Origin of the sequence: Gabonia massiliensis (assembly GCF_001403595.1) — a bacterium.
Lineage (GTDB): Bacteria > Bacteroidota > Bacteroidia > Bacteroidales > Coprobacteraceae > Coprobacter > Coprobacter secundus.
The window spans coordinates 649,800-663,387 of record NZ_LN877938.1; the positions used below are offsets into that span (position 1 = coordinate 649,800).

At 44.5% G+C, this 13,588-nt stretch carries 6 protein-coding genes and 3 pseudogenes; 7 read left to right on the forward strand and 2 right to left on the reverse strand.

Translation table 11 applies throughout. The features are described 5' to 3' along the window. A partial coding sequence (locus tag BN2628_RS04635; protein ID WP_257606387.1) for a TolC family protein occupies window positions 1-1,682 on the forward strand: 1,682 nt, incomplete at its 5' end. 962 nt (window positions 1,683-2,644) lie between these two features. Here the strand turns inward: BN2628_RS04635 and BN2628_RS04640 are convergent. Then, window positions 2,645-4,609 (reverse strand): hypothetical protein, encoded by a 1,965-nt coding sequence (locus BN2628_RS04640; protein ID WP_055096237.1) that lies wholly within the window; start codon window positions 4,607-4,609, stop codon window positions 2,645-2,647. Between the two features lie 885 nt (window positions 4,610-5,494). On the opposite strand from BN2628_RS04640, the pseudogene BN2628_RS04645 reads away from it, so the two are divergent. Then, a pseudogene (locus BN2628_RS04645) lies at window positions 5,495-5,701 on the forward strand (ImmA/IrrE family metallo-endopeptidase); the annotation flags it as partial. Between the two features lie 176 nt (window positions 5,702-5,877). Next, window positions 5,878-5,994: pseudogene (locus BN2628_RS17485) on the forward strand (transcriptional regulator); the annotation flags it as partial. A gap of 647 nt (window positions 5,995-6,641) precedes the next feature. Here BN2628_RS17485 and BN2628_RS04650 read toward each other — a convergent pair. After that, the gene (locus tag BN2628_RS04650; protein ID WP_154668402.1) at window positions 6,642-7,493 is read right to left on the reverse strand and encodes an AraC family transcriptional regulator; all 852 of its coding nucleotides are present in this window, start codon (window positions 7,491-7,493) and stop codon (window positions 6,642-6,644) included. A gap of 188 nt (window positions 7,494-7,681) precedes the next feature. Here BN2628_RS04650 and BN2628_RS04655 point away from each other — a divergent pair, with 188 nt between their 5' ends. The 4 genes and pseudogenes from BN2628_RS04655 to BN2628_RS16710 all read left to right on the forward strand — a co-directional run. Further along, window positions 7,682-8,725 carry an efflux RND transporter periplasmic adaptor subunit gene (locus BN2628_RS04655; protein WP_055096243.1) on the forward strand — a complete coding sequence of 348 codons (1,044 nt, stop codon included), beginning with the start codon at window positions 7,682-7,684 and terminating at the stop codon, window positions 8,723-8,725. 9 nt (window positions 8,726-8,734) lie between these two features. After that, window positions 8,735-11,554 carry an efflux RND transporter permease subunit gene (locus BN2628_RS04660; RefSeq protein ID WP_055096245.1) on the forward strand — a complete coding sequence of 940 codons (2,820 nt, stop codon included), beginning with the start codon at window positions 8,735-8,737 and terminating at the stop codon, window positions 11,552-11,554. A 16-nt stretch (window positions 11,555-11,570) separates the two neighbouring features. Continuing rightward, window positions 11,571-12,473, forward strand: a complete 903-nt coding sequence (locus BN2628_RS04665) for a TolC family protein (protein WP_055096247.1) — start codon at window positions 11,571-11,573, stop codon at window positions 12,471-12,473. Window positions 12,474-13,501: 1,028 nt separating this feature from the next. Then, a pseudogene (locus tag BN2628_RS16710) lies at window positions 13,502-13,585 on the forward strand (transcriptional regulator); the annotation flags it as partial. Window positions 13,586-13,588: the final 3 nt, after the last annotated feature.

Below are 13,588 nucleotides of genomic sequence, written 5' to 3' on the forward strand. Positions count from 1 at the left end.
TTACCGCTTTCGTTGGCGTGATATGTCTGTCGGGAATCGTTGTCCGCAATTCCATCATACTCATCGACCATATACATGAGCTTGTGAACAAACACGGCATGGACTGGCGCACAGCGACCGTCGAGAGCGGCAAGCGACGCCTCCGTCCTATCTTCTTGACAGCCATGGCTGCGGCTTTCGGCGTGATTCCCATGATTCTCTCCGGCTCGTCGATGTGGAGTCCGCTGGCAAGTATCATCGCTTTCGGTGTCGTATGGAGCATGTTCATAGCTCTATTGGTGGTGCCCGTGATATATCTGCTTTGGGTTGTTCCGGGCAAGACACGTAACTTGTCGACCAAGGCAGTCATCGTAATCGTCCTGCTCATGGGCTCGTCGTTGGGGGCAAAGGCTCAGGTTCAGGCCGGTTATGTCGCGCTTGATGATGTTGTCAATCAGGCTCTTGAACACAACAATCTGCTGCACGTAAGCAAACTCAGGGTAACAGAGATGCAGGAAAAAGCCGAGGAGTTGAAAATCAAACGGTATCCGTCGTTAAATCTAAACTCGATGTATATGTACCGTTTCAATCTTGGTGGACTTTCCTTCCCCGCTGGCGCATTCGGAATTTTCCAGATGCCGACAGGAGCCGACCTTATGATGCCACAGTCACCGGTAAATATTGAAATCGGCAAACATAACACATTCATGGCGGGAGCGACACTGTATCAGCCCCTGACCCAGCAATGGAGACTATCTTCAGGTATCAAGGCCTCCGGAATTGACCGGGATATTGCCGCCATGGAATATAACAAGGCGGAACTGCAGGTGGTCAATGGCGTGGAGAGACTCTATTACGGCATTCTCGCCGTGAGAAAGCGTATAGAAGAGAACAACAAGCGTATAGAGTCTATTGAGCGCAGGGCTTATGATGCCGAAAGTGCGATGGAGGCAGGAAAATCAACGGATGCCGTGACTTTAGGCATGACAGCCAATCTTGCTGCCCGCCGGCAGGATCTGTTAAAGCTCAGGATTGAGGAAAGCGGCTATATCAGCGATTTGAAAAAGCTTACCGGCACCGATTTCTCATCGGTACAGTTCGCCGGGAATTTCACAGCGGGAAATCTGGTACAGCCTCTGTCATATTATCTTGACAAAGCGGAAGCGTCAAATACAGACCTTCAGTTGGCCGACCTGAAGATACGCAAAGCTGAACATGGCATAGCCGCTGCCAAACGCAGTTATCTGCCAGACGTGGGTCTGATGGCGGGTTACAGTTATCAGAACAGCATCAAGATATTGCCTGAGACCAACCCTTTTATCGGGGCAAGTTTTTCATGGAACATTCAGGATATCTTCAGCAACAGGCGTGTTGCCAGACAGCGCCGACTGCAACTTGAACAGGCCGTGGAGTATCGCGAATATGCATCCAAAAGCACTGCCGCCGAGGTGGAGAACGCCTACCGCCAGTTGCAAGAATCGGGCGAACTCATCAATGCAGCCGCTGAATCTGTACAGTTCCGCAAAAGAAATCTCGGGATAGAATATGACCGTCAGGCTGCCGGACTCAACACCATGTCGGAAGTCCTTGATGCGGAAGCTGAATATGCCAAAGCAGAAGCCGATTACTACTCAGCTATGGTCAATTACCGTGTGATGATGGCAAACCTTATCATGCTCACATCCGACAAGGCTGTCAGATAATCATGATTCCACATATTGATGCAGATGAGGATGTATCAAAATTCAATTTTTGAAAATATGAACTTATAATTTGAAATTTGAGTATCCTAAAAGTCTAAAGAAAGGGGCGTATCATTACTCAATACAGAGTTTGATACGCTCCTTTCTTTAGTGTTATAGTTACAATCTGTAACTTTTTGGAGTGGACATTTTAGTTTTGACACCCCCCCATCCGACATTATTTTAGACACTGTCCGTCAAAAAGGCAGAATGTTTCATAATGGTACCGCTTTTTTGACAAACCAAATCATAAATAACCATTAAAGGCTTTCAATATCTTTTGAAATAAATGAAATTCAATCTGCTACGACAGATTTGAGGTATGACAGCGATACGAAATTTTGCAAGCAAAACCGGCAATCGGGGAATTACGGGATTCAATAAAAAATTTTCCATAGTGTAATCCTATTTTTTCGTATTATCAATACTATGATATTACAAAATCGTCTCCTGTGAAGAATGTGTAATCTGTTTTTAATAAAGATAGTGAGATTATTCCAATATTTGTAGCACGTTATTTATTTTCTCTTATCTTTTTATATAGATTGGAATGTTTTGATATCGTTGTTTTTGAGGCTTCTGTGACTGTTTTCGTTTTAGGTGGCTGTGCACAGGCGTAACACACCCCCGACCCCTCTCCAGAGGGGAGGTTGGAGATGCTATTTGATAATAAGACATTTAGTGTATAAAGTTCCCCTCTCCAAAGAGGATAAAGGGGGGTGTGATGATGAGAAGCGCGGCTTGGGTAAGGCTATTGCGGGAAGCTGTTTAATGAGGTGTTTGATGCTGTGAGGTAGTATCTGTCAGGCTTCTGTGTCTATTTTCGTTTTAGGTGGCTGTGCGCAGGCGTAACACACCCCCCGACCCCTCTCCAGAGGGGAGGTTGGAGATGCTAATTTTATCTGAAAATGAATGTATTAGAATCACCCGGTGAAGGAACACCAGTTACCTCGATGCCTCATAATATAGTACCCTCCGTCTTCATACCAGACTTCTAAATTATGGTGCAGCCCGACAGTGGGAATACGGGTATATCGTACTCCTTCACCGTCTACAAACGAATCTCTCTGTATCGCATGGTCATAGTCGAAATATATCCGGTCAGACCCACTGGCAGTTCCTCCCATTCCTCCCATAGAGGGGGAAGGCGGAGTATTATAATAGGTATAATTCATCTTGATGGTACCGTGGTCATACTCCCAACGTCCGTAACCGCTCACAACCGGATTGGTATATATCGTGAAGGAGTACTCTCCATTTTCTGCAAAGGTGATCACGGCTTCTGTATTGGTAATATAACATTCATAGGGCTTTTGGTCTACCGGTGCAGGAGGGGTTATGTAGGACCAACTGCCGACAATAGAGAAGTCTGTCCCGTCAGGAAGTTGTATCCCGGAATCTCCTCCTTCCGGTTCTTCTGCTCCGTCGAGGTCGAACCGGTTGCGAGGCTCGGCTTTATACATCGTATTACCCCACATGACATAGGGGCATACGGTGTATTGCGTATTTTCTTCGAGTCCGTCGAATGTGTGCGACAGCGGGTTTTCAAATTTTTCATTATACATATATTCCCGGGAGGCAGACCGTGCTACCAGATTTTCATCCCGATACAATGCGAGGCCTACTTGGGAAGCAAACAGTAAATCCCGGTTTACCGAATAGTCGACATAAGCCGAACGGCTGCTTTTGTCCACTTTTATCGTTGTATTTTCGAAAGAAGGGAACAGATATGATTCTTTTTCGAAAAAGGTTTCGTCGAAAATGGATGCATTCAATTCGGCTCCTTCTCCGAAAATCGAGGCATCGGCCTTTGCGTCCACTTTCACACCTAATCCTGCGTTTATCTTCGAGTCTTTGTGACGGTTGAAGAAATCACTTTCTGTCAAATCGAAAACAAAGTTTCCGGACTCGTTCAACCCGAATTTGGGTTCTATCATGATTTTCATGTTTTCATTATTGCACACTTTCAATTTTATGGCTGTGGCGATACCGGCAAAAAAGTTGCCTTCGAGGGTCATGTTTGCTTTTGAAATTTCTAAATCACAATTTCCTTTATTATTCATTTCCCGGCCCTTGCCTTCCCACATGCCGTCTTTATACGAAACAGCATTGACCATTTGTTTGGAATAGTTTACTCCGGCATTGACCGACACTTTTCCGTTGCCTTCGATTACTCCGTACAACTGAAGTGCGGGTGTTATGATAATGTTACTTATGGATGCAGAAAGGGGTATTTCGTTCCCGATAGGATGTCTCATAAGTTCAAATTTTCCTTCTGCAAACAGGCTGAAATCCAAATCACCCGAAAACTTCGACTGTAAGATGACGTATCCATAGGGCTTGTGTATGCGGTTATTGATATCGATATGTATGTTGAGTTTAAGTCCTAAATTTGCCGTTCCTGTAATGGTAGCTTTTCCTTGTTTTACGGAGACTGATTGTTCGAAACAATAGAACCCGTCTTCGTCTTTTGAAATGCTGGCTCGCGTGACGGGAACCAAATCGATTGTTTGTTCCAGAACAAGGCGGTCGAAAGCCTCATCCAGTGCTGCCGGTTCAGTTTCTATCCGGTATGTCGCTCCTTCTTCTTCTACACGGGTTACTCTGCCTAAAAAACCGGACGGCATATTTTCGTTCACTTCTGAAGTCAGCAGTATTTGTCCCACCTGAGGGAGGTCGTCTTCCTTGATTGTATTATTGAGTACAAGCACGTCATTATCGACAGAGACCACCGCATCGAGCTGTTGCTCATTTAATAATATGGTATTTTCGCCCAACCGCATCTCGGCAGACTCCGAACTGCCCGGTCCTCCGTCTTCTTCTGAACATGATACGGCTAAAAGGAAAAATGCTATTATTGAAAATAAACGTAAAAAATTCTTTTCCATATTTAAATTAATAAAGGTTATCTTTGATGGGTGCAAATTTAAGTATATAATTTTTCAACAAAATATAATATGATTAATAAAAATATAACGGGATATGGGCGAATTGAAGGGTGGAGGTAAAGGGTATATGATAATGTGCGCCTGAGCTAAAATGTTTTGTTTTTGATGTGGCGTTTATTAGGTTTTGATATTTACTTTTATTTGAAGTTGTTATGCGCAGGCGTCACACTCTCCGCCTCCAAAGAGGAGACTTGAATTACTCTTTCTATTTGGTAATAAAAGGTTTAGTGGATAGAGGTCTCTTCTCTAAACAGCAATAGAATCATCTCTGCCCAAGCCGCACTTCTCTCCGTTACACACCCCTTCAATCCCCTCTCAAGAGGGGAATACCAATACACCATAAAATACTCATTTTCAAAGAAAAAAAACAGCATTTCAACCTCCCCTCTTGAGAGGGGCCGGGGGTGTGTGACGTCCGCGCATAGCTGCCTAAATCAAAAGCAATCACTAACCTTTGACAGATACTTCCTCGCTCCTCTAAACGCAGCAAAAAACTTTGAGGAATATATCTGCCTAAACCGCGTTTCTTACTGTCACACACCCCTTAATCCCCTCTCAAGAGGGGAATACCAATACACCATAAACAGCTCATCTTCAAAGAAAAAAAACAGCATATCAACCTCCCCTCTTGAGAGGGGCCGGGGGTGTGTGACGTCGGTGCATGGTCGCCTAATTCAAAAGTAGCTACCCAAAGCCAACAGATACCTCCCCTCTATACAGCAACAAAATCATCTCTGCCCAAGCCGCACTTCTCTCCGTTACACACCCCTTGATCCCCTTTCCAGAGGGGAAATCGATACACTAAATCACTTATTTTCAAAGAATATGCTTATTAATTCAAATCAGCCGTTAGGAAGACAACATTTCACTATTGCTTACGAATTATATCACCTATTTATAGAAGAAAAACCTATACCACACAAATGCAACCCGGGATATAATAAAAATAAAGTGGAACAAAGTGCAGACATATTTGCGTCTTCCCTGTTAATGCTAGAAACCGGAATTTGTCAGTTGATACCAGAAAAAGAATATATCCGCTATCAGATACAACGTATTGAGTGATAGAGTATCAAATATATGCATATTCCTATCTTCTTTTTGATTTTTATATCAAAAGTCTGTACTTCGTACGATGCAAAAACACCAAATAACCCTAATTATTGAATATAATTCGCTATATTTGTACTATAAAATCGCATTAAACAATGAAGTTAAATAAAATAAAGACTGTATTGTCTGATAAAGGCATTTCTCAGACATGGTTAGCTAAGCAACTTGATAAAAGTTTTAGCATGGTCAATGCTTATGCGTGCAATAGAATTCANTTTTCTTTGAAAATGAGTAGTTTATGATATATTGGGCTTCCCCTCTTGAGAGGGGATCAAGGGGTGTGTTACGGTAAAAAACGCGGTTTAGGCAGATGTACTTCTCAAAGTTTTTTGTTGCGTTTAGAGGAGCGAAGAAGTATCTGTCAAAGGTTAGTGATTGCTTTTAAATTAGGCGACCATGCACCGACGTCACACACCCCCGACCCCTCTCCAGAGGGGAGGTTGGAGATGCTATTTGATAATAAGATATTTAGTGTATAAAGTTCCCCTCTCGAGAGGGGATAAAGGGGTGTGTGATGATGAGAAGCGTGGCTTGGGTAAGGCTATTGCGGGAAGCTGTTTAATGAGGTGTTTGGTGCTGTGAGGTAATAGCTGTCAGGCTTCAGTGTCTATTTTCGTTTTAGGTGGCTGTGCGCAGGCGTAACACCGGGGTGTTTCGTAACGGCCTCCGTTGTGTACTTGGCATTCTCTGGTAGAGGTGTAACAGCAATTTGGCATTAAGGCAGAGATGGTTTTATCTTATTCCAAACGCATATATAATACGCTTGGTATAAAATGTTCAAGTGCAGCATTGAAAAGTATCTGCATAAATCAGGGCGAACCAATCGTCCACCCCAATCGTTTACTTACATTTCATCTGGTCAGCTGCCAGATGAATGCTTCTTTGCTGATACCATAGCACGGTAGTCGCTTGGCGAAATTCCTGTATAACGTCTGAAATACCGGCCGAATGCGCTCAAATCGGAGAAATTGAGAGTCATGGCAATTTCTTTAATGCTTTTATACGGATTGCTAAGCAGATGTTTGGCTTCTGATATTACGAACAATTCAATCCATTGTAATGGTGTCTTGCCGGATTTACTTTGGATTTGCGTTGCAAAATGGCGTTGCGTAATATATTGAGAATCTGCATAAAATTTCACATCTTTATGTTCTTTGAAATTACTATGGAGTTCTGCAAGGAAAGTCTCAAATATCTTGTCCATACGGTTTCGCCGTCCAGTATTTTTTGGACGGTGGGCCATATATGCGCCTACAACTTCGTAAAACAACGCCTGTTCCAATGATGAAATCACCAGCTCACTCATCTCCCGATGAACCTTCTTTCGTTCCGAAATATGACTGAACAACTTTTCTATTTCGCATACTACATTTTCTTGTAATGATACCTTCGGACAGAATCTTATATCTGCAAATCCTCGACTGTCGTCAGATATAGATTTCATTTGAAGAAAAGAATACTGATATTCTACAATACCGGCAAGGGCGGTAAAGTCTTCACTATACTTCTTGATAATGCTTTCTGAAAAAGCCGGATATATATACAAATCGTTTTTCTTCAATTCGTAATCGTTATCATCCATCTGCAGGATGATTGTTCCGCTTTTGCACAGCAGAAAGCCATTCCGCTCGTTAAACGAAATATTTATTATTTCTTCTATATTGCGACTGTCAATCTTTAACAGTCTCTTTTCGGGAGTAAGCTCTTTCATATCAACAATAACTCTCGTAAAAGTATAAAAAAGTACGGATACATTGCCCACAATTGGGCTAAAGCAGATATTTCCATACAAATTGCATATACATACCGCTTATTTGCCAATTATTGCTGATGTATTCCTATGTAACTTCACACCTGATTTATAATTGAATACTAAACAAACGATTCATCTTATTAAATATGGAACTAAACAAAACAATCAAAGTCTCAGTGCTTGGCCTTTGGGCTACTGTCGCTGTCTCATGTCATAAGAATGATAACCATCGGGCTGGACAAGAGCCAGCAATTTCTGTCACCACCGAGGAGATAAAAATGGCTGCAAGCGGTGATTTATTTGTCGTGAGCGGAAATATTGAAGGCATGAAGACGGTCAAGACAGGATTTCAGGTTGCCGGACGCATTGCCGGAATCAACGGGGAGGAAGGAAGCATGATTCGCAAAGGATCCGAGATTGCATGGCTCGACCCCACAAACTATGCTATTGCCAAGGAACTGGCGGATGTTCAGGTGGCACAGGTGACCGATGAGTTCAACCGCATCAATATCCTGCATGAACGCAACAGTGTGAGCGAGAGCGATTTTATGAAATGCAAATATACTCTTGACGGTGCAATCGCCCAACAAAAGCTCCGTGCGAAAGACCTCTCCGATACCAAACTTTATGCGCCAATCAGCGGAATTCTCCTTAAAAAAATGGGCGAGGCAGGAGAAATGATAAGCGCAGGAATGCCGGTACTTGTCATTTCTGATATAAGTAAGGTGAAAGTAAACGCGTATATTCCTGAAAACAGGCTGAAAGACATCAAAATCGGTCAGGAGGTGGAAATTCGCATTGATGCCATCGATGCAGTCAGGCATGGAAAAATTGCCGAGGTGGGAGGCATGGCAGACCCCACGACAAGATCTTTTACTGTAAAGGCGATAGTTGACAATCCCGATAACAATATCAGACCCGGAATGATTGCAACGGTAACATTCACTGCTTCAGACAGTATAATGACGGCAACTGTGAACAGTGCCGCATTGCTACGGACACCGGACGGCCAGCCATACGTTTATGTCGCTGACAAGGAAAGGAAACAGGCATTCCGCAGGAACATTTCCATAGGGGCAGTGCGTGACAACCGCATCGAGGTTTCCTCAGGTCTTGAAGCCGGCGAAACAGTGGTAGTCGGAGGTACTCACAAGTTATCGAACGGCAGCAGTATCAATATTACAAAATAAGGTGTGGCTATGAACATTATCGAAACATCATTGAAATATCGCCAGGTAACCTTATCGGTACTTGCGGTATTGTTCGTCTTCGGGGTGTATTCGCTTATCCGGATGCCGCGTCGTGAAGACCCCAAGATTTCTATACCTCAGGCATTGGTAGTCGCTTATTATCCCGGAGCCTCTTCGGAAGAAGTAGAACAACAAGTGACAAAACACATCGAAGAGTTCCTTTTCAAATTCGAGGAAATCAAGAAAGCGAATACAACATCATCGTCGCAGAATGGTAAGGCTGTCATCACCGTCGAACTTAACGACAATGTCGATGACAAAGACCTTTTCTGGAATAAGCTGCGCAACGAGTTGCTTGTGATGAAGCAACAAAAACTTCCGTCAAGTGTAGTCGGCCCTGTCGTAAACTCGGAATTCGGTGACACGGAAGCCTTGATTATCGGTCTGTCGGGCAAGGATGTCCCATACGACCAGCTCCGCCAATATGCGCGTATGATGGAAGAAGACTTGCGCCTTATTCCTGCTGTATCAAAAATAAAGCGGGACGGAGAACGCGACATGCAGGTCAATGTCTTCTTCGATGATTCCCGGCTGGCTCAATATGGGCTGGCTCTTTCGGATGTCATCAAGGTTCTCCAGTCGCAGAACGATATATATCCGGCAGGCAACCTTAAAACTGGCGGCACTGATATTGTATTCCACGCCAATGGATTTTACAGTTCAATAGACAATCTGGGGAACCAAATTGTAGGGGCATCTAAAACAGGACAGGATGTCAGGCTAAAGGATATAGCCCGTATAGAGAGGGATTTTGCCGAACCAAGCAGCTTGGTCAAGGTGGGTAACGAGAATGCCGTGATTGTCAGCATAGAATCCATGGCAGGAAAGAACATTGAAGACTTTGGCAAGGATGTTGACAAGACATTGGAGAAATTCAAGTCAAAAATCCCGTCTTCCGTACATCTGACTTATATTTCCAACCAGCCTGAGATAGTACACACCAACATCAACCATTTCGTAAGCGAGTTTTTCATCGCCATCATCGCTGTAATTCTGATAATCATGCTCATGCTGCCTTTCAGAATAGCACTTGTCGCATCAATGGCGATTCCCATGACAGTAGCGACTACGTTGGCAATCATGAACTTGTGCGGAATCGAGCTGCAACAGGTATCGCTGGCGGCTCTTATCACCGTGCTCGGGCTTGTTGTCGATGATGCCATTGTGGTGGCTGACAACTATGTCGAACAGCTTGACGAGGGAGAGCCGCGCTGGAATGCGGCATGGAAAAGCGCGAGTGAGCTTGTCGTTCCGATACTTGTCGCCACCGTTACCATCATCTTCGCATTCATGCCCATGGTGATACTTACCGGCGCAATCGGGGAATTTATCCGCACCCTCCCGCTGACCGTATCGATAGCTTTGGCTTCATCGTTTATCGTGGCAATGTTCTTCACCCCGTTCCTGTGTTATGTGTTCGTCAAGAATGGGTTGCATGACCTCAACGCGAAGCCCGCCGGCGAAAAGAAAAAGAGCAACAGCTTCCTTGACAAGATACAGGACGCCTATAACCGTACACTTGACTGGTGCATCGCCCACAAGACCGCCACTATCATTGCGGGCACCATCCCTCTCGTCCTTGCCGGACTCCTTTACAAGTTTGGCATACGACAGCAGTTCATGCCCTCAGCCGAACGTAACCAATTTGTCATAGAACTTTGGATGCCTACCGGTACACAGATAGAGGCCACCGAGGCTGCAGCTAAAAAACTGACCGCACTTTTAGACGGTGACAAGCGGGTTGTGAACCATGCCACATTTGCCGGCACATCTGCCCCACGTTTTTACTATAATCTGTCTCCGGAGTTTCCAACCTCCAATTTCGCACAGATCATCATCAACACCACAAGCAACGAAACCACTCTCGAACTTGCCGATGACCTTACCCGAAAAGTGGAGAAAGCCGTACCTGAGGGTCGGCCCAAAGTCCGCCTGATGCAGCAGGGGAAACCGCTGAAAGCTCAAGTGGAGGTCAGGATATGGGGCGAAGACATCTCAAAGCTGAAAGCCATCGGTTTGCAGGTAGATTCCATTCTTCGGAAGACACCGGGTACTGCCCATGTCCGCAGCAACTTCCATGAGGATTATTATGCTATCGATTTCCGCATGAAACCGGAAGCTCAGCGCCTCGGATTTACCAATCAGTCAATAGCCCTGCAAATGTACAGCGGGTTCTCAGGTGTTCCTGTCACAACTATACGCGAAGGCAACAACAATGTCACCGTGCTTGCACGGCTCGACACTTTGCACAGGAGTTCAGTAAGCGATATCAGGCGTATGTACCTCACCTCACCCGTCACTGGGAATGCTGTTCCTTTCGACCAGATAGCGGAGATTGTGCCGGTATGGAAAAACGGACGGATAATGCACCGCAGCGGCATCTGTGTACTTACGATAGAAAGCGAGACGGACGGGAACGTGCTTGCCTCTGAAATACTGAAAGAAGTCAAGCCGCAGATTGCCGGCCTGCAACTGCCTGAAGGCTATTCCATAACCTACGGTGGTGAGGAAGCGAACCAGAACGACACATTCCCCGAACTGGTAACGGTTCTCGGTATCGGATTACTTCTCATATTTTTCATCTTATTATTACAGTTCCGCGATCTTAAGGAAACGTTTGTGATATTGCTGACTATCCCTCTCAGCGTATTCGGTGCCATGTTGGGACTGTGGGTGACAGGCAACAACTTCGGGTTTACCGCTTTCGTTGGCGTGATNCCTGACCCAGCAATGGAGACTATCTTCAGGTATCAAGGCCTCCGGAATTGACCGGGATATTGCCGCCATGGAATATAACAAGGCGGAACTGCAGGTGGTCAATGGCGTGGAGAGACTCTATTACGGCATTCTCGCCGTGAGAAAGCGTATAGAAGAGAACAACAAGCGTATAGAGTCTATTGAGCGCAGGGCTTATGATGCCGAAAGTGCGATGGAGGCAGGAAAATCAACGGATGCCGTGACTTTAGGCATGACAGCCAATCTTGCTGCCCGCCGGCAGGATCTGTTAAAGCTCAGGATTGAGGAAAGCGGCTATATCAGCGATTTGAAAAAGCTTACCGGCACCGATTTCTCATCGGTACAGTTCGCCGGGAATTTCACAGCGGGAAATCTGGTACAGCCTCTGTCATATTATCTTGACAAAGCGGAAGCGTCAAATACAGACCTTCAGTTGGCCGACCTGAAGATACGCAAAGCTGAACATGGCATAGCCGCTGCCAAACGCAGTTATCTGCCAGACGTGGGTCTGATGGCGGGTTACAGTTATCAGAACAGCATCAAGATATTGCCTGAGACCAACCCTTTTATCGGGGCAAGTTTTTCATGGAACATTCAGGATATCTTCAGCAACAGGCGTGTTGCCAGACAGCGCCGACTGCAACTTGAACAGGCCGTGGAGTATCGCGAATATGCATCCAAAAGCACTGCCGCCGAGGTGGAGAACGCCTACCGCCAGTTGCAAGAATCGGGCGAACTCATCAATGCAGCCGCTGAATCTGTACAGTTCCGCAAAAGAAATCTCGGGATAGAATATGACCGTCAGGCTGCCGGACTCAACACCATGTCGGAAGTCCTTGATGCGGAAGCTGAATATGCCAAAGCAGAAGCCGATTACTACTCAGCTATGGTCAATTACCGTGTGATGATGGCAAACCTTATCATGCTCACATCCGACAAGGCTGTCAGATAATCATGATTCCACATATTGATGCAGATGAGGATGTATCAAAATTCAATTTTTGAAAATATGAACTTATAATTTGAAATTTGAGTATCCTAAAAGTCTAAAGAAAGGGGCGTATCATTACTCAATACAGAGTTTGATACGCTCCTTTCTTTAGTGTTATAGTTACAATCTGTAACTTTTTGGAGTGGACATTTTAGTTTTGACACCCCCCCATCCGACATTATTTTAGACACTGTCCGTCAAAAAGGCAGAATGTTTCATAATGGTACCGCTTTTTTGACAAACCAAATCATAAATAACCATTAAAGGCTTTCAATATCTTTTGAAATAAATGAAATTCAATCTGCTACGACAGATTTGAGGTATGACAGCGATACGAAATTTTGCAAGCAAAACCGGCAATCGGGGAATTACGGGATTCAATAAAAAATTTTCCATAGTGTAATCCTATTTTTTCGTATTATCAATACTATGATATTACAAAATCGTCTCCTGTGAAGAATGTGTAATCTGTTTTTAATAAAGATAGTGAGATTATTCCAATATTTGTAGCACGTTATTTATTTTCTCTTATCTTTTTATATAGATTGGAATGTTTTGATATCGTTGTTTTTGAGGCTTCTGTGACTGTTTTCGTTTTAGGTGGCTGTGCACAGGCGTAACACACCCCCGACCCCTCTCCAGAGGGGAGGTTGGAGATGCTATTTGATAATAAGACATTTAGTGTATAAAGTTCCCCTCTCCAAAGAGGATAAAGGGGGGTGTGATGATGAGAAGCGCGGCTTGGGTAAGGCTATTGCGGGAAGCTGTTTAATGAGGTGTTTGATGCTGTGAGGTAGTATCTGTCAGGCTTCTGTGTCTATTTTCGTTTTAGGTGGCTGTGCGCAGGCGTAACACACCCCCCGACCCCTCTCCAGAGGGGAGGTTGGAGATGCTATTTTCTATTTGATAATAAGATATTTAGTGTACAAAATTCCCCTCTCGAGAGGGGATAAAGGGGTGTGTGATGATGAGAAGCGTGGCTTGGGTNACCGAATTTAGAGACACTTCAGCGGATTGCCGAGATTTTACAGGTTGATTTAAAGGATTTGATAACAGATAAAGAGGAAAGGTAAGAT

Excerpts from the sequence above, each read along its gene's own strand:
- BN2628_RS04640 (WP_055096237.1), bottom strand. The coding sequence starts at position 4,609 with ATGGAAAAGAATTTTTTACGTTTATTTTCAATAATAGCATTTTTCCTT.
- BN2628_RS04650 (WP_154668402.1), bottom strand. The coding sequence starts at position 7,493 with ATGAAAGAGCTTACTCCCGAAAAGAGACTGTTAAAGATTGACAGTCGC.
- BN2628_RS04655 (WP_055096243.1), top strand. The coding sequence starts at position 7,682 with ATGGAACTAAACAAAACAATCAAAGTCTCAGTGCTTGGCCTTTGGGCT.
- BN2628_RS04665 (WP_055096247.1), top strand. The coding sequence starts at position 11,571 with ATGGAATATAACAAGGCGGAACTGCAGGTGGTCAATGGCGTGGAGAGA.